At 70.8% G+C, this 19,960-nt stretch carries 19 protein-coding genes; 8 read left to right on the top strand and 11 right to left on the bottom strand.

Translation table 11 applies throughout. The features are described 5' to 3' along the window. Positions 1-2 precede the first annotated feature (2 nt). Together AC4NMM_RS13445 and AC4NMM_RS13450 are read right to left on the bottom strand one after the other, a co-directional pair. On the bottom strand, positions 3-341 hold the full coding sequence (locus AC4NMM_RS13445) for a hypothetical protein (RefSeq protein ID WP_096395683.1): 339 nt from the start codon (positions 339-341) through the stop codon (positions 3-5). Beyond that, positions 338-2,770: a penicillin acylase family protein gene (locus AC4NMM_RS13450; protein ID WP_491924488.1), complete on the bottom strand. Its 2,433-nt coding sequence runs from the start codon at positions 2,768-2,770 to the stop codon at positions 338-340. The genes AC4NMM_RS13445 and AC4NMM_RS13450 overlap by 4 nt, the downstream gene beginning before the upstream one ends. A gap of 88 nt (positions 2,771-2,858) precedes the next feature. Here AC4NMM_RS13450 and AC4NMM_RS13455 point away from each other — a divergent pair, with 88 nt between their 5' ends. The 6 genes from AC4NMM_RS13455 to AC4NMM_RS13480 all read left to right on the top strand — a co-directional run bounded on the left by AC4NMM_RS13455 (position 2,859) and on the right by AC4NMM_RS13480 (position 7,968). Next, the gene (locus tag AC4NMM_RS13455) at positions 2,859-3,599 is read left to right on the top strand and encodes a competence/damage-inducible protein A (RefSeq protein ID WP_096395685.1); all 741 of its coding nucleotides are present in this window, start codon (positions 2,859-2,861) and stop codon (positions 3,597-3,599) included. A gap of 116 nt (positions 3,600-3,715) precedes the next feature. Further along, complete coding sequence (locus AC4NMM_RS13460) at positions 3,716-4,072, top strand: DsrE family protein (protein ID WP_096395687.1); 357 nt, start codon at positions 3,716-3,718, stop codon at positions 4,070-4,072. Positions 4,073-4,206: 134 nt separating this feature from the next. Then, positions 4,207-4,635, top strand: coding sequence for a desampylase (locus AC4NMM_RS13465; RefSeq protein ID WP_096395689.1), 429 nt, complete (start codon positions 4,207-4,209; stop codon positions 4,633-4,635). Between the two features lie 349 nt (positions 4,636-4,984). Then, positions 4,985-6,904, top strand: a complete 1,920-nt coding sequence (locus AC4NMM_RS13470) for a S9 family peptidase (RefSeq protein WP_491924479.1) — start codon at positions 4,985-4,987, stop codon at positions 6,902-6,904. Between the two features lie 111 nt (positions 6,905-7,015). Continuing rightward, the gene (locus AC4NMM_RS13475; RefSeq protein ID WP_096395693.1) at positions 7,016-7,534 is read left to right on the top strand and encodes a DUF7342 family protein; all 519 of its coding nucleotides are present in this window, start codon (positions 7,016-7,018) and stop codon (positions 7,532-7,534) included. A gap of 2 nt (positions 7,535-7,536) precedes the next feature. Continuing rightward, a complete protein-coding gene (locus AC4NMM_RS13480; RefSeq protein WP_096395695.1) occupies positions 7,537-7,968 on the top strand; it encodes a toxin-antitoxin system TumE family protein in 432 nt (143 codons plus the stop codon). Positions 7,969-8,144: 176 nt separating this feature from the next. On the opposite strand, the gene AC4NMM_RS13485 is transcribed toward AC4NMM_RS13480, so the two are convergent. The 6 genes from AC4NMM_RS13485 to AC4NMM_RS13510 form a co-directional block, all read right to left on the bottom strand. Continuing rightward, positions 8,145-9,017 (bottom strand): sulfurtransferase, encoded by an 873-nt coding sequence (locus AC4NMM_RS13485; protein ID WP_491924480.1) that lies wholly within the window; start codon positions 9,015-9,017, stop codon positions 8,145-8,147. 139 nt (positions 9,018-9,156) lie between these two features. Further along, positions 9,157-9,582: a universal stress protein gene (locus AC4NMM_RS13490; RefSeq protein WP_096395699.1), complete on the bottom strand. Its 426-nt coding sequence runs from the start codon at positions 9,580-9,582 to the stop codon at positions 9,157-9,159. Positions 9,583-9,651: 69 nt separating this feature from the next. Beyond that, positions 9,652-10,638: a Gfo/Idh/MocA family protein gene (locus AC4NMM_RS13495; protein WP_491924481.1), complete on the bottom strand. Its 987-nt coding sequence runs from the start codon at positions 10,636-10,638 to the stop codon at positions 9,652-9,654. Positions 10,639-10,718: 80 nt separating this feature from the next. After that, on the bottom strand, positions 10,719-11,237 hold the full coding sequence (locus AC4NMM_RS13500) for a GNAT family N-acetyltransferase (RefSeq protein ID WP_491924482.1): 519 nt from the start codon (positions 11,235-11,237) through the stop codon (positions 10,719-10,721). Beyond that, positions 11,234-12,481: an ornithine cyclodeaminase, nickel-pincer nucleotide-dependent gene (locus tag AC4NMM_RS13505; protein ID WP_491924483.1), complete on the bottom strand. Its 1,248-nt coding sequence runs from the start codon at positions 12,479-12,481 to the stop codon at positions 11,234-11,236. Before AC4NMM_RS13505 ends, AC4NMM_RS13500 begins: the two co-directional genes overlap by 4 nt. 634 nt (positions 12,482-13,115) lie before the next feature. Continuing rightward, the gene (locus tag AC4NMM_RS13510) at positions 13,116-15,017 is read right to left on the bottom strand and encodes a site-2 protease family protein (RefSeq protein ID WP_491924484.1); all 1,902 of its coding nucleotides are present in this window, start codon (positions 15,015-15,017) and stop codon (positions 13,116-13,118) included. 137 nt (positions 15,018-15,154) lie between these two features. On the opposite strand from AC4NMM_RS13510, the gene AC4NMM_RS13515 reads away from it, so the two are divergent. Together AC4NMM_RS13515 and AC4NMM_RS13520 are read left to right on the top strand one after the other, a co-directional pair. Continuing rightward, entirely contained in the window at positions 15,155-15,607 is a 453-nt protein-coding gene (locus AC4NMM_RS13515) for a DoxX family protein (RefSeq protein ID WP_491924485.1), read from the top strand. 81 nt (positions 15,608-15,688) lie between these two features. Beyond that, complete coding sequence (locus tag AC4NMM_RS13520) at positions 15,689-15,928, top strand: DUF8024 family protein (RefSeq protein ID WP_096395709.1); 240 nt, start codon at positions 15,689-15,691, stop codon at positions 15,926-15,928. A gap of 34 nt (positions 15,929-15,962) precedes the next feature. On the opposite strand, the gene AC4NMM_RS13525 is transcribed toward AC4NMM_RS13520, so the two are convergent. From AC4NMM_RS13525 to AC4NMM_RS13535, 3 genes are all read right to left on the bottom strand, one after another. Further along, positions 15,963-17,663: a methyl-accepting chemotaxis protein gene (locus AC4NMM_RS13525; protein WP_491924489.1), complete on the bottom strand. Its 1,701-nt coding sequence runs from the start codon at positions 17,661-17,663 to the stop codon at positions 15,963-15,965. A gap of 213 nt (positions 17,664-17,876) precedes the next feature. Then, the gene (locus AC4NMM_RS13530) at positions 17,877-18,860 is read right to left on the bottom strand and encodes a 5,10-methylenetetrahydromethanopterin reductase (RefSeq protein WP_491924486.1); all 984 of its coding nucleotides are present in this window, start codon (positions 18,858-18,860) and stop codon (positions 17,877-17,879) included. 2 nt (positions 18,861-18,862) lie between these two features. Further along, a complete protein-coding gene (locus AC4NMM_RS13535) occupies positions 18,863-19,618 on the bottom strand; it encodes a coenzyme F420-0:L-glutamate ligase (RefSeq protein ID WP_491924487.1) in 756 nt (251 codons plus the stop codon). Positions 19,619-19,960 lie beyond the last annotated feature (342 nt).

Genomic DNA, 19,960 nt, shown 5'->3' on the forward strand with positions numbered 1-19,960 from the left:
ACTCACGCCGCCGCGGCGCGCGCCAGCGACCCGAACAGCGGCAGCCCGAGTCCGGCGCCGACCGTGACGTAGACGACCGGGAACATGTCCGACGCCGCGCCGGCCGCCGGGCCGAGCGAGACCGCGAACGCGGCGAGACAGACTACCCCCGCGCCGAGCGCGTACCCCGCCCCCCGACGCACCGTCGGCGCCGCGAGCGACGCGAGCGCGCCCGCCGCGATCAGCCCGAGCCAGTGGACCGACGCGAGCCCGACGCCGGCGACGAGCGCGGCGACCACCGCGACCGCGTGCGGACGCGGCTCGGTCCTGACGCGGTCGCCGAGCGAGGTCAGATCGATCATTGAGACCCCTCCGTCGACGGCTCGAACCGCACCGCCGGCTCGCCGCCGGGCCCGAGCGGCATCGGGCGCTGGTCGTTGTCGAGCCAGCGCCGGAGCTGGTCGTCGTAGTGCTCCGAGAAGTAGTCGCCGGAGTTCCCGCCCGGCAGGACCGCGGTCGCGTCGGTCCCCGGTCGCACGGCCATCCGCCAGCTCGACCCGACCGACGACTCGACGCGGTAGTTCTTCACCGTCGCGGGCGAGCCGTCGGCCGGCAGCTCCGCGTAGTTCAGGAACGGCGCCTCGCCGCCGAGCGGGTGCGTCATCGCGCGGGTGGTGTTGTAGTCGCCGTATCGGTCCCACCCCGCCTCGTCGATCTCGTCGAGCGCGTCGAGGAGGGCGGCGACCGCGAGGGCGCCCCGGGGGCGTCCGTCGAACAGCGGGTCGTCGGCGGGGAGCCGCGCGAGCGTCCAGTCGCTCGGGTAGTAGGACTCGCCGAGGTCGGCGTCGTCGAAGGCGGGGCCGAAGACGCGCTCGCGGAACTTCGGGAGATACCGGGCGAAGATCAGCGCGGCGCCGGAGTCGCGTCGCATCCGGTAGTCCCACTCGTCGAGGTCGTTGGCGGCGCGGATCACGTCCGAGTCGAAGCCGTGCCGGTCGCGGACCGCCTCGACCAGCTCGGGGACGAGCTCGGCCGCGCGGCCGTCGCGCACGTCGCTCTGGAGCGCGCGGTGGAAGTCGGGATCGGTCGGCTCACCCTCATCGACTCGCTCGGCCAGCCGCTCCGCGATCCGCGCGCCGCGGTACGGCGCCGCGTAGTCGACGCCGACGTAGTGGGCCGGGTCGTCGATCGGGCGCTGGTTGGCCGTCGAGAGGACGTCGGGGTCGATCGCGTGCGGCTTCTCCGCGAACGGGACGAACCCCTCCCACGAGGACTCGCCGAACGGCTCGAACCCCGTCCACTCCCCCTCGCCCGCGGAGCCGTCGAAGATCCGGTCGCCGTCGACGACCTCGCCGTCGATCCGCCGGATCGGCAGCCGGCCGGTCGCGTAGTAGAGCGTCCGGCCGTCGGCGTCCGCGTACACGAGGTTCTGCGTCGGAAGATCGAAGTCGCGGGTCGCTTCCAGCAGGTCGTCGACCCCCTCGCTTCGCCCGTACGCCTCGATGGCGGCCGTGGTGCGCGTCGCGGTGTGGCCGGTCCACGCGACCCCGACCGTCCGCCCCTCCCGTTCGATCAGCGGGCCGTGGACGGTCCGTCGGACCCGGAGCTCGCGGTCCTCGCCGCCGGCGACCGGGATCGTCTCGCGCTCGTCGGTCTCGAAGTCGCGCCACTCGCCGTCGTACCGGTAGCGGTCGCCCGCGTCGTCGATCTCGTACCGGTAGCAGTCGAGCACGTCGGCGCCGAGGTTGGTGAACGACCACGCGCCGCGGTCGTTCGCGCCCGCGATGACGAACGGGACGCCGGAGAACGTCGCGCCCCGCACCGACCGCTCGGGCGTCTCGACCGACTGCTCGTACCACAGCGGCGGCGCCTGTAAGGAGAGGTGCGGGTCGTACGCGACGATCGGCGTTCCGCTCTCGGTGTGCTCGCCGGAGACGACCCAGCTGTTCGAGCCGACGCCGGTCGGCGACTCGAAGCCGGAGAGCCAGTCGGTCAGGGCGGGGTCGACGGGGCCGACGGAGCCGGCCGATCGCCCGTTCGACGCGCGCTCGCTCGCCGGGCGGGCGGATTCCCGAGCCTCGCCGAGCTGCGTCTCCGTCCCGTCGAGGATCGTCTCCTCGTGGTCGTACCGCTTCGGGAACAGCGTTTCTGCGCGCTCCGCGCCGAGGCGCTCGGCGACGAGCGCGCGCCGCAGTTCGCCGAAGCCCCCGGTGAGCGTCCACGAGATCTGCTTCTCCATCAGCATCGAGTCGACGGGGCTCCACGGCTCGGGCTCGTAGCCGATCAGCTCGAACTCCAGCGGGAGCGGGAGGTCCTCCATCGCCCTGTTGACCCCGTCGCTGAACGCCTCCACGAGCGGACCGGCGCGCGTCTCGGCGACGACGTCCCAGGTGGCCTCGGCGGCGTCCGAAAACCCCATCGCGACGTTGAACTCGTCGCTGTCGAGGGTCGCCTCCCCGACGACCTCGGAGAGCCGGCCGCGCATGGCGCGGCGCTGGAGGTCCATCGCGAACAGCCGGTCGAACGCCTGGCAGTAGCCGACCGCGAAGTACGCTGCCGGCTCCGCGTCCGCCTCGACCTGCGGGACGCCGAACTCGTCGCGGGCGACGGTTGCGGGACCGTGCGGGCTCTCGACGGTCTCGGGGAGCGACCGGTCCGCGGCGTCCCACACCTCGCCCGACAGCGGGGCGAACGAGTCGAGGAGGTCGGCCGCGTCGCTCGCCGCCAGCCCGGCGCTGCCGGCCGCGAGGACGCTCGCGAGGACCGCGCGGCGCGTGGTGTCGCGCGTCACCTCCGGACCGAGGCCGCGGTCCCTCATTATTATTCGGGTCGAACCCGGCGGGAAACGTACATCCCTCCGCCGGCCCTACGACGGATCGATGGAGGTCGCGCTGATCACGGTCGGGGACGAACTGCTCTCGGGCGACACGGTGAACACGAACGCGAACTGGCTCGCCGCGGAGCTGAGCGAGCGCGGCGTCGCCGTGTCGCGGATCCTCTCGATCCCGGATGACCGCGCCGAGATCGCCGACCGGGTCCGGGAGTACGCGGTCGACTCCGACGCCGTGATCGTCACGGGCGGGATCGGCAGCACTCCGGACGACGTGACGATGGAGGCAGTCGCGGACGCGTTCGACCGCGAGCTGGCCCCGACCGACCTCACGCGCGAGTCGGTTGAGCGGCGGCTGGCCGCGATCCGCGAGCGCGTCCCCGACCGCGAGTTCGACGTCGACGTCGCGGCCGAGGCGGCGGTCCCCGAGAGGAGCCGCCCGCTGGTGACCGAGGCGGGACTCGCGCCGGGCTGCGTCGTCGAGAACGTGTACGTCATGCCCGGGATCCCCGACGAGCTGAAGGCGACGTTCGGGGCGGTCGCCGGCGAGTTCGGGGGCGACCGGCGCTCGCGGTTCCTCTACACCGTCGAGCCGGAGTCGAACATCATCGACGCCTTAGCGGAGGCGACGGACAGGTTCGACGTGGCTGTCGGCTGCTACCCCGACCGCGAGGCGGACCACAACCGGCTGAAGGTGACCGCGACCGACGACGACGCGCTCGACCGGGCCGCGGCGTGGCTGCTAGATCGCGCGAACGCCAGCGAGACGCCGGTCTCGCGGGACTGGTGAAGGCGGTCCGCCCGGCCCCGCGCGATGCCCGTCCGCTCGCGGTCGTGGCCGGTTCGACGATCCCAACACACAGCCGCGGACGGGTTTTCTCCGTCCCCGAACTACGCCGGAGCACGATGGCAAAAGCAGCAATCGTGATCCTCGCCGGTAACGAGTCGCACGCCGACTACGGTCGCCTCGCGAACGCGCTCGAAGCGGCGAAGGAGTTCGCGGAGAACGACGACGACGAGCTGGAACTGATTTTCGACGGCGCCGGGACGCAGTGGATCCCGGAGCTCGAAGACGAGGAGAGCGACTACCACGAGCTCTACCAGGCGGTCCGCGACGACGCCGCGGTCTGTGACTTCTGTTCCGGCGCGTTCGGCGTCGAGGACGCCGTCGCCGACTCCGGGCTCGTCACGCTCGACGAGTACGACGGCCACCCGAGCATCCGCTCGCTCGTCGACGACGACTACGAGATCATCACGTTCTGAGCGGCCCGGTCCGCCGAACCGCACTCACGTTTTGATCGACGTTCTCACCTCGCCAGCGACTGCCGGTATCCCCGACCAGTCGTAGTCATTGCTGGTCCGAACGGACTTATCCGGGTGTCGGGCCATCTCCGGGTATGATCGAGCTCACGCGGGCGGCGTACGACGAGGTCGTGTACCGGGCGTACGAGGGCGGCGAGGCGGAGATCTGCGGCGTGCTCGCCGGCGAACACGGCGACGACGGCGAGCCGAGCGTCGTCACGGAGACGTACGCGGCGGAGAACGTCGCGGAGACGCCGGAGATCCGGTACCTGATCGACCCCGAGGAGCAGTTGGAGCTGATCGAGACCGTCGAGGACGCCGGTCTCGACGTGGTCGGCTTCTACCACTCGCACCCGACCGGGCCGCCGCACCCGAGCGAGACGGACGCCGCGCGGGCGACGTGGCCGGGCCACTCGTACGTCATCTGCGCGCTCGACGGCTACCCGTTCGTCGGGTCGTGGCGCTGGCGCGACGAGGAGGAGGCGTTCGAACAGGAGACGGTCAGCGTGCGGAGCGAGCGATAGGACGGAGTCGGGCGATGGGCCCATTTATAAATCGTCGACTCCGAACCGGCGTCGATCATCGTCAAAGCTCCGGCCGCTCGGCGACACGCGATCGACAACTGCGCGGTGAACGCCGCCAAAGCCCCAGCCGCGAGGTGCGAGAGGAGGCCCTCTACGTCGTTGCGGGGGTCGCGACGTTCGAGACGGAAGGCGGTCCCGTCGAGGTGGGGCCGACGAGGTCGTCCGGTCCGACTGCGGGGAGTTCCAGCGGGGATGGAACCGGCGGGCACCGCGCCCGAATCGATCCCCTCCCGCCGCGGATTTATGCGGCGGAAACGTTGAATAGGATGCCGTCACCGTGTTGACACGGATGTCAGACTCAGACGAGACCGACGTACTGCGCGAGCTCGCCTCCCTCCCGACGATCGCGAGCCCGCGCGTGTCCCCGGACGGAGAGACCGTCGCCCTCTACTACGACGTGACCGGCCGCAACGAGCTTCACCTCTGTAACCCGGAGGACGGCTCCCTAGAGCAGCTCAGCGACGGCGACGTCCCCCGGTCGGTCCGCGCCGGCTTCGAGTGGGACCCGAGCGGCGACCGACTGTTCTACCACCGCGACGAGGACGGCGACGAGCAGCACGACGTGTGGGCGATGTCGCTCGACGGCGAGAGCGAGCCCGTCGTCGAGATGGACGGCCAGATCCGTCTCCACGACGTGGGCGAGGACGGCGAGACCCTCCTGCTCGGCTCCAGCCGCGACGGCCAGATGAACCTCTACCGCCACGACGTGCCGAGCGGCGAGACGACGAAGGTCACCGGCTACGAGCGCGCGGTCAACGCCGGGGAGCTGTCGCCCGACGGCGACCGGATCGCGTACGCGACCAACGAGACGGACACCTACGAGAACCTCGACGTCTACGTCGCGGACGCGGACGGGTCGAACGCGCGGAAGATCGGGGTCGGCGACCTCGGCGCGGAGGTCGTTCCGACGGACTGGGGCCCCGAGGGCGAGCGCCTCCTGATCACCGACAACAGCGCCGACCTCGGTCGCGCCGGAATCGTCGACCTCAGCGACGACGCGAACGGCGACGCCGGGGACGGCGACGCCGGGGACGTGACCTGGTTCGGCGCCGGCGAGTTCGAGGAGTCGGCGAGCCACTTCCTCGAGGGCGGCGACCGCTTCGTCGCGAGCCGGACGCGCGGCGCCGTGACGGTTCCGGTCGTCTACGACGCCGAGGGCGGCGCGGGCCGCGAGCTCGACTTCCCGGCCGGCGTCGCGAACGTGACGGAGGGCCGCTTGGCGGACGACCGCCTGCTCGCGTACCGGACGACGTCGAGCAAACGGCCCGAACTCGTCGCGTACGACCTCGACGCGGACGCCACGGAGACCCTGTTCGACGCCGAGTACGGCCCGTTCGACCCGGACGACTTCGTCGAGCCCGAGACGGTCTCGTTCGCCTCCGACGGCGTCCCCGAGACGCCGGCGCGGGCGGTGGACCACGACCCCTACGAGGAGTTCGAGATCGAAGGGCTGCTGTTCGACTCCGGCCGACGCCCCTCGCCGCTGATCGTCAACCCCCACGGCGGACCGCGACACCACGACATGCGGCGGTTCAGCTACCGAGTCCAGTTCCTGCTGTCGCGCGGCTACTCCGTGCTTCAGGTGAACTACCGCGGCTCCACGGGGCGCGGCCGCGAGTTCGTACAAGAGCTGTACGACGACTGGGGCGGCGCCGAGCAGGGCGACGTGGCGACCGGCGCCGAGCACGTCCTCGACGAGTACGACTGGCTCGACGAGGACCGCGTCGCCGTGTACGGCGGCTCCTACGGCGGCTACTCCGCCAACTGGCAGCTGGTCCAGTACCCGGAGCTGTACGCCGCGGGGGTCACGTGGGTCGGCGTCAGCGACCTGTTCGACATGTACGAGAACACCATGCCGCACTTCCGGACGGAGCTCATGGTGAAGAACCTCGGCGAGCCGGACGAGAACGAGGAGATCTACCGCGAGCGCAGCCCCGTCAATTACGTCGAGAACGTCGACGCGCCCCCCCTCATCGTCCACGGCGTCAACGACCCGCGGGTTCCCGTCTCGCAGGCCCGCATCCTCCGCGACGCGCTTGACGACGCCGGCTTCGCGGAGGGCGACGACTACGAGTACGAGGAGCTCGGCGAGGAGGGCCACGGCTCCGGCGACATCGACCAGAAGATCCGATCGCTGGAGCTGCTCGACGACTTCCTCGACCGCCGGATCGGCGCGGAGCGGACCGCGGTCGCGTCGCTGGACGACTAGCGGGCGAAAACCTCTCCCACCGGACCGGTGAGCCTCGTTCGCAGCAGTCGAACGTGACCAACATATTCTGCTGTAAAAAGAAATATATAGCGTAAGCACCGCACACGGTGTATGGGAGACGGGACGCACCGAGACGGTCCGCCCCCGTTCGAGCGGCCGTTCGCGGGTGAGGACACGAAGCAACGCGTGTACGGCGCGGTACTCCACGCCCGGGAGCCGATGACGGCCGCCGAAATCGCCGAGCGGGCGAACTGCTCGGCCGAGTCGGCGCGGACGCACCTGTCCTTCTACGCCGACCTCGGGATCGTCGTTCGCCACGAGGGGCGGCCGGTCCGGTACGAGCGCAACGACGACTACTTCGAGTGGCGGCGAGTGAGCGAACTCGCTCGCGAGCACACCGTCGACGAGTTACAGGTCCGCGTGTCGGAACTGACCGACCGGATAGAGGGGTACCGCGACGAGTACGACGCCGATTCGCCCGCCGACGTCGACGCCCTCGCGTTCGACGCGGCGCGGATCGACGACGTGTACGCGGATCTCGGCGACTGGGCCACCGCCGTCGAGGAGCGCCGCCTTCACGAACGCGCTCGGCGGAAGGCCGCCGGCTCCGCGGCCCCGTCGCACGGCTGACGATGGCGCCGACGGACGACGGGGCGAGCCCCGCGCCGATAGACCGGTCGGTGTTGCGACGGTTACGGTCCCGACTTTCGGGGAGTCGAACGGTTGAGTCCGCGACGGTCGTCGAGACGGGAAACCGCCACCTGCGTGTCGAGTTGGCCGAGGAGTACTACCCGGGATCGGCGGCCGCGCGCCTCGAGATCCGCTGGTACCGCAACGACGATTTCACCGTCCACTATCAGGAAGACCGACGGGATACCGCGTGGAAGTGCCGGTGGGATCGGCACCCGAACGCGCACAACTCGCGGGACCACTTCCACCCGCCACCGGCCGCCAGCCGCACCGACGCGGAGGACGCTCGGTGGCCGCCGGACCACCGAGGCGTACTCGATCTCGTCTTCGATAGGATCGAGAACCGCATCGAGACGCTGTGGGAGCGGCGATAGCGGGAACAGGTGACGGTTCAGTGACCCGTCGTCAGTGATCGAACGGCGTCGTCGGGGATTGACCGTGCCGTCGGCGACCGTTTACGAACGACGGGACAGTGAGTACCGACGAACGACAGGAGCGGCCGACTCGACTACTCGCGGCTGTAAAAAAAAACCGGCTCCGCGACCGTCGCTTACTCGCCCGTCTCGATCGGCGCGCCGACGAGGTTGCCCCACTCGGTCCACGAGCCGTCGTAGTTGCGGACGTCGTCGTAGCCGAGCAGCTCGTGCAGGAGGAACCACTCGATCGACGAGCGCTCGCCGACGCGGCAGTAGGTGATCGTCGACTCGTTCCCGTCGACGCCGGCCTCGCCGTACAGCTCGCGGAGTTCGTCCGCGCTCTTGAACGTCCCGTCCTCGTTCAGCGTGGTGCCGATCGGAACGTTGCTCGCGCCGGGGATGTGGCCGCCGCGCTGGGCCGTCTCGTTGAGCCCCTCGGGCGCGATGACCTCGCCGGAGAACTCCTCGGGCGAGCGGACGTCGACCATCGGGATCCCCTCCTCGATCGCCTTGTCGATGTCGTCCTTGTACGCGCGGACGCTCTCGAAGGGGCCGCGGGCCTCGTACTCGCGCGGCGTGAAGTCGGGCTCCTCGGTCGAGAGCGGGTAGTCGTTCTCGACCCAGTACCCCTTCCCGCCGTCGATCACGCGGATGTCGTCGTGGCCGTAGTACTTGTAGATCCAGTAGCCGAACAGCGCGAACCAGTTCGGAACTCGGCCGCCGCCGTAGACGACGACCGTCGTGTCGGCGTCGATGCCGCCCTCGCCGTTCCGGGCCGCGAAGTCCTCCTTCGAGACGATGTCGCGCTCGGTCTCGTCGGTGAACACCGCGTCCCACTCGAAGTTGAGCGCGCCGGGGATGTGGCCCTCCTCGTAGGGCGTGTACTCCGACTCGTCGGTGACGGTCGGGTTGTTGATCTCGACGAGCCGGAGGTCCGAGTCGTCGTCCTGGAACGCGTCGAGGTTCGATTCGACCCAGTCCGCCGTGACGAGTACGTCTTCTGGCATCACCCGCAGTAGGGCCTGTGATCGTTTTGAACGTCCGATAATGGCGGTTCTTTCCGGCGCCTGTGACGACCGGCAGCCGGGCGAAACGGACCGGATTCGCCCGCCTCGCGGGCGTTCACTCGTTTGTTTCGGCTGACATCTACCGAATTACCGTCACGGGCACGTCGGCCTTGTCGACGACGCTCTTCGCGACGCTGCCGACGACCTGCTCGCGCTCCTCCGAGAGTCCCCGGTGGCCGACGTAGATGGCGTCGACCGGCTCCTCCTTCGCGTACTCGGTGATCGCGTCGGCCGGACGTCCCGTGAGGAGTTGGGTCTCGACGTCGACCGACTCGTCGCCGACCGCCTCCTCTGCGATGTTCCGGGCGCTCTCTAAGACCCCCTGTCCGGCCTCGACGGCGGCCTCCTCTCCCGGGAGGACGATCGTCCCGTCGACGAGCTCCGAGTCCGGGGTCAACACGTGGGCGATCTCGAGCGTCTCGTAGAACGCGACCGCCTGACGCGCCGCGTACCGGACGGCTTCGTCGCTCTCCGTCGACCCGTCGGTCGCAACGAGGTAGCTCATACGCGGAGATCGGTCCGTGAGACACATAACTCCTGCCGGGCGTTCCCGGGCCGCGACTCCGCGGTCGGGTTATCTCTCGCCGTCCGCACCGAGGTGAATCCGGTCCCCTTCCGAGGCGTGGATCGCGTCGAGCACTTCCTGAACGCGCGTCGCCTCTGCGAAGGAGACGAGGTCGCCGCCGTCGTCGTCGACGGCGGCCGCGAACTCGGTCAGGAGCGCGCTCACGGTGTCGCCGCGCTCGTCGACGAGCGGTTCCTCGTCGTCGCGCCCGCGGTTCCGCACGAGCCGGTGCCACGCCGTCAGCGACAGCGCCGCCTCGTCGCCGACGACGGTGATCGCGTTCTCCTCCTCGCCCTCGTGGTCGCACAGCAGGTCGAGCGTCCCCCGAACGCCGTCGGCCCGGAAGGTCCCGACCACGTCGTCCTCGTAAGTGTCCGGCCCCGAGTAGCCGACATCGGCCGAGACGCTCTCGATCGGGCCGAACAGCTCCTGGACGCCGAACAGGAAGTGCGTCCCGACCTCGCGCAGGGGGCCACCCTGCTCGCGCGACTCCAGCCACGCCACGTCCTGCCACTCGCGGGGCCACCGCGGGAACCGGAACCGGAGTTCGACCCTTCGGGGGTCGCCGATCGCGCCGTCGGCGACGAGTTCCCGCAGGCGGACGAACCCCGGCGTGTAGCGGAACGGGAGGTTCACGGCCGTGACGCGGTCGCTCTCTTCGGCGAGCGCGACGAGTTCGCCCCCCGTCGCCGCGTCGGCCGCGATAGGCTTCTCGCAGATCACGTGCTTGTCGGCCGCGAGCGCGTCGGCGACGACCTCGCGGTGGGCCAGCGGCGGCACGCCGACGTAGACGGCGTCGAGGTCGTCGCGCTCGACGAGCGAGGCGTGGTCGGTCGTCGTCGCGGTGCGGTCGGTGCCGTGGTCGGCCGCGAGCGACGCCGCACGGTCCGCGTCGAGGTCGCAGGCGGCCGCCAGCTCGTACCGGTCGTGGTCGTCTATCGCGGCCGCGAGGCGGTTCCCGATGACGCCGCAGCCGACGATCCCGATCTGTATCACGGCCGTCGAGAGCGGTCGCGCGCGCTTGTAGCTTCGGGAGTCGGAACCGTTGCGGGACCGGGCGCGGACTGGGTCGCCCCTCAGGACTCGTCGAGCGGGCGCGCGACCATCTCCCCCCACGGCTCGAAGCCGTGGCGGTCGTAGAACCCCTTCGCGCGCTCGTTCGCCGGGTCGACGTCGAGGACCATACGGTCGAGCGGGAGGTCCTGGTCGGCCGCGAGCGCGAGCGCGGCGTCCATCAGGTCGTCGGCGACGCCGGCGCCGCGGTGCTCGGGGGCGACGAATATCTCGTTCACCACCGCCGCGTCCCAGATCATCGCGGTGCGCTCGGGGAGGACGAAGACGTAGCCGACGACCTCGCTCCCGGATCCCTCGGTCTCCTCGACCGCGACGGTCACGCACCGCTCGTCGTCGGCGACGCAGCGGTCGACCCAGTCGAGCCAGCGGTCGCGGTACGCGTCGGTGAGCTTCCCCTCGTAGGCGGCCGCCTTCCCGTCGCCGCCGGTGTTCGCGCCGAGGCCGCGCTCGAAGGCGCGCTTCAGCTCGTAGAGGTCGTCCGCGTCGCGCTCGCGGTCGTAGGGGCGGATTTCGGGGGTCACGCGTCGTCCCCCTCCAGCACGAACTCCGCCAGCGTCGGGACGAAGGTGCCGATGTCGGTGACCATCCCGATCGCCTGCGCCGAGCCGCGGTCGAGCAGCTGGGTGACGGTGGCGGGGTTGATGTCGACGCAGACGGTCTTCGTCGTCGACGGGAGGCAGTTCCCGACCGCGACGGAGTGGAGCAGCGTCGCGAGCATGATCACGAGGTCGGCCTCGTGGGCCTGCTCGCGGATGGCGTCCTGCGCCTCCACCGCGTCGGTGATCGTGTCCGGGAGCGGGCCGTCGTCGCGGACCGACCCCGCGAGGACGGTGTCGACGCCGTTCGCGACGCACTCGTACATCACCCCCTCCGTGACGATCCCGTCCTCGACGGCGGCCTCGATCCCGCCCGCCCGGATGATCTCCGAGATGGTCCAGATGTGGTGTTTGTGGCCCTTCCGCGGGTGTTCGAGCGTCTCGACGTTCATGCCGAGCGAGGTGCCGTAGATCGAGCGCTCCAGGTCGTGGGTCGCGAACCCGTTGCCCGCCGAGAGCGCGTCGACGTAGCCCGCGGCGACCAAGTCCGCGAGCGCGTCGCCGGCCCCCGAGTGGATCACCGCGGGGCCGGCGACGACCATCACGTTGCCGCCGTCCTCCTTCACCGCGCGCAGCTCCTCGGCGACCTCGCGGATCGTCGACTCCGAGGGGCGCTCCGCGGAGACGCCGCCCTGCATGAACCCGAATGCGCCGCCCCCGCTCCGCGGGCGCTCCGGTGGGTTCACCCGGATCCCGGACTGATCGGTCGCGACGAGGTCGCCCGCCTCGACCGCGTTGAGCGTCTTAGTGTGGGCGCGCGGGGAGCCGTCGGGGCCGCCGTCCGGCTCTATCACCAGCGCGCAGTCCATCTCGATCCGCTCGACGTCGATCCACTCGCCGTCGTACAACACTTCGGTCGGGTGGTTCGTCGTCGAGTAGAAGTTCGGCGGGACCACCTTGTCGGCGGGCGCCGCGACGAGGTCCACTTCGGACGGGTCCTCCAGTACCGCCCCGTTCTGGTGGAGCTCGTGGAGGATGTCCCGCAGCGTCTCGGGGTCGTCCGCCGAGACGGTCAGCCGGCAGTACGACTCCTCGGTCTCGTGTTTCCCGACGTCGAACTGCTCGACGTCGAACGAGCCGCCGAGGTCCATCACCGCGCCGAAGCAGCGCTGCATCGTGCCGCTGTCGATGATGTGACCTTCGAGTTCGACGGTCCGCGAGTGGGTCATACGGGTTCGTCGCGTCGGCGGGGGAAACCGGTTTCCCTCGGTCTGTTACGACTCTTCAACAGAGAGGATTCCGACGTATCTCGCGCGGTACGGAAACGGCGGCGAACGGTAGCGAGGGTGTATGAACCGGTGTGATTGATCGATCACTTATAAATCGGGTTGTGTGTCGCTGTCGGCTATCAATACGTGATCGACGACGCGGTGACGATCTCGAAAGGGTCAGCCGCTCGTTTATAAATACCTAACCGCGGATCGACGGAGACAACCTCCAAAGCTCCAGTCGATCGTTTATAAATGCCTGATCGCGGATCGACGGAGACAACCCCCAAAGCCCCAGCCGCGAGGACGGCGCACGCTCGTTGTCGTTCGAGACGCCAAAGGCGTCTCGTGATGACGAGAGAGCGAAGCCCTCTCGAACCACGCGCTTCAGTCGCTCGCGTTGCTCGCTCCTTCCAGTGCTTACGTCGCCTGCGCCGTCCTCGCGGCTGCCCCTTTGAGTCCCACCCCGCGCCGCACAGCACCTCACGCCTCCCCAGCCTCGTCGCTGGCACCCTCCGCTTCGCTCCGGGAGCCAGCGACTCCCTCGCGCGTGCTCCTCGCGCCCGAGGGGCGCTCGGAGGCACACGCCACCGCCTCAGATAACCCCGAGCGCGGTGAGGATCTGGTTGCCGAAGATCATCGCGATCAGCCCGGCCAGCATGACGAGGCCGGACGAGACCGTGATCGTCCGCACCGCGGCGTGTCGGTCGCTGATCGGGACGCGGCTGATCACCGCCTCGGCGACCATCCGGAGGATGCGACCGCCGTCGAGCGGGAACGCGGGGAGACAGTTGAACAGCGCCAGCTGGATGTTGATCCACCCCGACCAGAAGAGGAGGTTCGCGAGCAGGAAGGTCCCGCCGCCGAGCGCCGCCAGCGGCCCCTCGACGACGAAGAAGTTGGTCAGCTCGCCGGTGAACCCCGCGAAGTTGAACGGGAGCCCGAAGAGGCTACCGAGCGGGAGGATGAGCGCGACGAACACTAAGCCGAGCGGCGACTCGGTGACCCCGCCGAGCGGGAGCCCGTCCGCGGCCTCCTGACCGCCGTCGCCGCCGAGCAGTTCGAGGTACGCGCCGGCGGGGTACTCGGTGACGCCTACGTCGTCGAGCGCGAGCCCGCTCGTCCCGGGGAAGACGCTCACGCCGATGAACCCGCCGCCGCGGTTCGGGTGCGCGGCGAGTTCCACGTCGTACGTGGTGCGCTCGCCGTCGGCATCGTACACCGTGACGGGGACGGTCTCGCCCGGCTCCCGCTCGCCGAGGACCGCCGAGAGCGCCTCGTTGTCGACGACGCGCTCGCCGTCGACGGAGACGATCGTCAGCGGCTCGCCGAGGGGGGCGCCCGCGTCGTGGATCGGGCCGTCCTCCTGAACGCCGAGGACGTACGCGCCGATCGGGGCGTCGGGAACGGTGACCGCGCCCTCGCCGTCGGCCGTCTCGACGCCCGAGGCGTTCTCGGCGCCGGGCGCGTCCCGGACCTGGTCGAGGACGGTCGCGTTCCCCGTCACCGTCAGCGTCGCGCGCTCGTCGCCGCCGACCGCGTCGAAGAAGTCGGACTCGGTGGCGACCGGCTCGCCGTTCACGGCCGCGATCGTCACCGGCTGCTCCTCGATCGTCACGCCGAGGGGGTTACCGCCGGCTGATCCGACCACCTGTAGCTCGCGGTCGACGGTCACCGTCTCCCGCGTCTCGCCGTCGTCGACGGTGAGCGCGACCGACTCGCCCGCGTCGGCGATCGCGGATTCGAACTCGCCGCTCGTCTCGATCGGCGTCCCCGCCACCTCGACGATCCGGTCGCCCTGCGAGAGGTCGGCCGCGGCCGCCGGGGAGCCGGGGTTCACCTCGCCGACCGCGTAGCCGGCGGCGGGCGAGATCGCGCCGACGACGGGGCCGAAGAGGAGCGCGAAGACGACGATCGTCAGCACCGTGTTCGCGGTGACGCCGGCCGCGAACATCCGGGCGCGGGCGCCGCGGGACGCCTCCTGGGTCGCCTCCTCGTCCGGCTCGACGAACGCGCCGACCGGGAGGAGCGCGAAGAAGACGAGCCCCATCGAGTCGATGTCGATGTCCTCGACCCGGCAGAGCAGGCCGTGCGCGCCCTCGTGGACCACCATCGCGCCGGCGAGGCCGGCGACGATCTCGGGCGCGACCGACAGCGGGAGGAAGTCGTTGACGCCGGGGATAATGAGGAAGTTCTGCGGCTGCTGGATCGCGGAGGGCTGCGCGTTCGAGAACGCTGACATCGCCGACGAGAGGATGAGCGCGAACGACGCCACCATCGCCACCAGGGCCCCCCCGAGCCCGAGGTTGGCGACCGCGCGCCAGAACCGCTTCGGCGCCGCCAGTCGGCCGAGGAAGGCCCGCCCGCGGAGCGTCCGGAGGGTCAACACCGGTCCCGAGACCCTGAACGCGTCCGGGAGGACCCCCCGGTTCCGCAGCCACATCGCGACCGCGGAGTACGCGAGGACCCCCGTAAGCACCCAGAACAACGTGTTCATTACGGGCGGCTAAGGCTCGGCCGTCCCTAAGACGTTCGGTTCCCGGAACCTCCGGTGCGCCCACGCGCCGCGCGAGTCGGCTCGCTCTCGGCGCCCGCCGGCGAGGACTGATACGCCTCCCGCTCGTGTGGCGACGTATGACCGACGCAGACGGAACGGAGTCCGAACGCTCGCTCGCGCCGCTGATGGGCGCGACGTACGTCGCCGCCGGGATCGCGCACTTCCTGATCCCCGAGCGCTTCGCCGAGGCGATACCGCCGTCGTTCCCGCGACCGGTCAGCCTGGTGTACCTCTCCGGAATCGCCGAGATACTCCTCGGGATCGGGGTCGCGATCCCGCGGACGCGACGCCCGTCCGCGTGGGGGATCGTCGCCCTCCTCGTCGCGGTGTTCCCGGCGAACGTCCACCTCTCCCGGAGCGACACGCTGAACGACCTCGTCCCGGACCGGCTCGTCGGGCCGGCGCGGCTCGCGGCGCTGATTCGGCTGCCGTTTCAGGCGGTTCTGATCGCTTGGGCGCTGCGGTACGCGCGCGCCGACGAGGCGGCGACGGCTTCGGAAACGACGGAGACGACGGCTTCGGAGGCGTAGCCGTCGCCCCGTTCGCGACTCGACCGGCGAATCGCCGCCGCGAACTCAACACCCAAGTACCCCCCGGTCCAAACGCCGCACATGATCGCGCTCATCGACTTCGTCTCGCGGCTGGTCGGCGACGTCGGCCGGTTCGTCGACATCTTCCTGAACGACCTGATCCTCGGCGCGGGCGACCCGCTGTCGGCGCTGCTCGTCGTCGTCGGCCAGGTGCTGATCGTCGCTTCCGTCGGGGCGCTCGGGTACGCAGCGGTCGGCGCGCTGCTCGGCGAAATCGGCGTGAACCTCCCCTCGCTCGGCGGTCGCGGCCGCTCCGAGTAGAAACAAAAAACGGGCGGTTCGATCGGTCCCTTCCTCAGTCGTCGGCGCCCGTCGCCGATCGCGTCCCGGAACCGCTCGCCGACCCTCCGACCGCGGTCGCGGCCCCGCCCGAGCCGTCCGGCACCTCGAACTCGTTCAGCCGCGCGAGCAGCTCGTCGGACTGGTCCGAGAGCGTGTGGACCTGTCCCGTCACCTCGGAGACGGTCGCGGTCTGCTCCTCGGCCGCGGCCGCGACGGTCTCCGCCTCGGTCGCGGTCTGTCTGCTCACGGACGCGACGCCGTCGACCATGTCGACGACCTCCTGGGTCGTGCGCGCCTGGTCGTCGGTCGCGTCGCTGATCTCCTGAACCGTCTCGTCGACCGTCGTCACGTCCTCGACGACTCCCTCGAACTCCCGCAGCGTCGACTCGATCGTCTCGACGCCCTCCGCGACCTGCGTCTCCATCTCCTCCGCGTCGGCCGCGGTCTCCGCGGAGGCGGTCTGTACCTCCTCGATCCGGCCGGAGATCTCCGCCGCGGACTCGCGGGTCTCCTCGGCGAGCGACTTCACCTCGTCCGCGACGACCGCGAACCCGTCGCCGGAGCCGTCGGCGCGCGCCGCCTCGATGGAGGCGTTCAGAGCGAGCAGGTTGGTCTCCTCCGCGATCTCGTCGATCACGGCCGCGATCTCGTCGATCTCGCCGACCCGCTCCGCGAGGTCGGTGACCGCGGCCGCCGTCTCGCCGATCCGGGATTCGAGCGCCTCCAGCTCCGCGATCGCCTCGGCCGCTTCCTCGCGCCCGGAGCGACCGCGCTCGGCCGCGTCGCGGGCCGTCTCGGCCGCGTCGTCCGCGCTGGCCGCGATCTCCTCGACCGTCGCGGACAGCGTGTTCATCTCGCCGGCGATCGCCTCCAGCTCGTCGGTCTGCTCGGCGGCGCCGTCCGAGATCTCCTGGACCGAGCGGGCGACCTCGCCGCTCGCGTCGTCGACCTCGTCCATGCTCGCGCGCACGTCGTCCGCGGTGCCGGCCACGTCGGCGGTGAACGCGCCGACGTCGCCGAGCGTCTCGCCGAGGGTCGCCACGAGCCGGTTGTAGTTGTCGACGAGCTCGGCGTACCGGTCCTCGTCGGTCGCCAGCGCGTCCGCGTCGATGGTCGCCGTCAGGTCGCCGTCCTGCGCGCGCTCCGCGGCGTCGCCGAAGGCGTCGACGAGCGCCTCCAGCTCGGCCGTGTAGGCGGCGAGGTTCTCGGCCATCTCGTCGAGCGACTCGCCGAAGGAGCCGGGAACCTCCTCGTCGAGCGCCGGGTCGTCGAACTCCTGGGCCGCGAGCGCCTCCGCCTGCGCCGAGACGGTGGTGAGGTAGCCGTGGACCTCGCCGAACGCGCCGACGAGGCTGCCCACCTCGTCGGGTTGGGTCGGATCGAGGGCGGCCGCGGCGTCGTCGCTCGACGGATCGGCCCCGTCGCCGCCGTTCGCTCCGTCGACCCCGCTCGTCCCTCCGATCTCCCCCGCGGCGATCGCCTCCGCCTCGCGCTCCAGCGCCCGGATCGGGGCGACAAAGTCGCGGCGGACGATGAGCAGCGTGTTGTAGATGGCGACGACCGCGCCGACGAACAGGGCCCCGGAGACGACGTACGCGGCGGTGCCGACGAGGACGAACTGGGTGAGGAAGATACCGACGGTGACGAGGAACTGGATGCCGACCGCCGTGACGACCTTGCGCTCTATCGACTCCGTGACGCCGAGCGCGTCCATCGTCCGCCACAGGAGGGCCTCGTACCGCCCGCGTATCCCCGGGCGGCGCTGTCGTGTCGTGGACATGTTCGGACCTCGATGAGAACGCCATATGAACCTCCCGCCGGGGTTATCAGGAGCGATTCTCGATTGTCACGGGGTGAGAATCCGCCGGCGGCGCGGGAGGGGTCGACGAAGTCGTCACGGCCGATCGGAAGGGGCCGTCGCGGCCGTTCAAAAGAGCCCGTCGACCGCCTCGGCCGCGAGGTCGACGGCGCTCTCCAAGTCCGGGCCGAGCGGCGACCCGACCACGAGCCCGTCGGCGTGGTCGGCGACGGCCGCGGCGCGCTCGCGGACGGTCTCGGGGGTGCCGGCCATACAGAACGCGTCGACCATCGCCGGCGTCACGCGCTCGAAGGCGGCGGAGAACTCGCCGGCCGAGACGCGGTCGCCGATCTCCGCCGCCGCGTCCGAGTCGATCCCGTGGCGCTTCAGGACGGGCGGCGCGGCGCCCGCGGTGATAAAGGCGACCGGCGGGCGGGCGGCTTCCCGGGCGGCGGTCTCGTCCTCGGCGACCGAGACCGCGGCGTACGCCATCAGGTCGAACTCGCCCCGACGGTCGGGTCTGTCGGCGAGGCCGTCGTCGACCTGCTCGCGGGCCCACGCGAGGTCCTTCGGGTGCGACCCGTTGTACAGCAGCCCGTCGGCGTGCTTCGCGGCCATCCGGCACATGTGCGGCCCCTCGCCGCCGACGTGGACCGGAATCGCGGCGCCCTGCGGGGGCTCGTAGTTGAGCCCCGCGTCCGTCGCGTCGAAGGTCCCCTCGTGGTCGACGCGCTCGCCGGCCCAGAGCTTCTGGGCGGTCTTGAACGCTTCCAACACGGGGCGGAGCCCGCGCTCGTCTTCGAGCCCGAGGTTCGCCAGCGTCGAGGGGTCACCTGGCCCGAGGCCGAAGACGGCGCGCCCCTCGGACGCCTCGTCGAGGGTGGCGACCTTCGAGGCGAGCGTCGCGGGGTGGGTCTCGTAGGGGTTCGCGACGCCCGGACCGAGCCGGACGGAGTCCGTGGCGGCCGCGAGCCGCGAGAGGAACGCCCACGGGTCGCGGTTGTTGTAGTGACACGTCGAGTAGACGGCGTCGTAGCCGGCGTCCTCGGCGCGGACGCCGAGGTCGACGAGGCGGGACATCTCGTGTTCGGGGGTGAGTTCGATGCCGAGCATGGTCATTCGTCGAAGGTCCACTCCCGCAGGGCCTGCCGGACGAAGTCGCCCTCGACCTCGCGGAAGTGGTTGTCCGAGCCGTCGTGGTCGCCGAACTCCCAGTCGCGGACGACGACGACCGGGGTGCCCCCGTCGCCCTCGCCCGCGACGAGGTTGGCGGCCGCGGCGAGCTCGTCGATCACGTTCTGGACGGTGACGCCCATCTCGCGGCCGTCGCGGTCCGTCTCTCCGCGCCAGTCGCGGCTGGCGGGCAGGCCGGCCCAGCCGATCGCGACGCCGCGCTGGCCGTGGCGGAACGGGCGCCCGCAGGTGTCGCTGACGACGACGCGGTCGGCCGCGAGCCCCTCGCGGATGCGCTCCGCGCTCTCCGAGGGGCGTTCCGGGAGCAGCAGCAGGTCGCCGTCGGGGACGTTCGAGCGGTCGATCCCGGCGTTGACGCCGATGTGGCCGAAGCGCGTCGCGGTGAGGAGGAAGGGGGCCTCCATGAGGAGCTCCGTCGACTCCTCGATGACGGCCTGCGCGAAGCGCGGGTCCTTCTCCTCTCCCGAAATCTCCGCGAGCCGGTCGGCGACCGCCTCCGCTCGCGGGCTCGCCGGGAAGTCCGAGAGGTCGAAGACGCGGCCCTCCGCCTTCGAGACGACCGTGCTGGCGACGACGACCACGTCCTCGGCGCGGAGGTCGACGCGCTCGTCGATCATGGCCGCGAGGTCGTCTCCCTCCCGGATCTCCGGGAGGTCCGGAACCGCGAACAGCTCCATACGAACACCTGCGCGGCGACGAGGAAAAACCCCGCCGGTACCGGGCCGGTTTGACGGTATCGGGATACAGTGGTGAAACGGAGAGTTCGAGTCCGAGCGGGCGACGAACACTTATAAACCGAACTGCGGTGGCGCGCGCCTCCGAGCGCCCGACAGGGCGCGAGGAGCCCGTGCGAGGGAGTCAGTCGCCGGAGCGAAGCGGAGGCGACTGACGAGGCTGGGGAGGTGTGAGGTGCGGGGCCGTGCGGGGCGGGGTGGGGCTCAAAGGGGCAGCCCCCGTGGGGGGGGGCGCCGGCGGAGGAGAACGCAAAGAGGGGGGAAGGGGACCGGGGGGAAAGAGAG

It is taken from the genome of Halorubrum sp. SD41 (genome assembly GCF_058630335.1).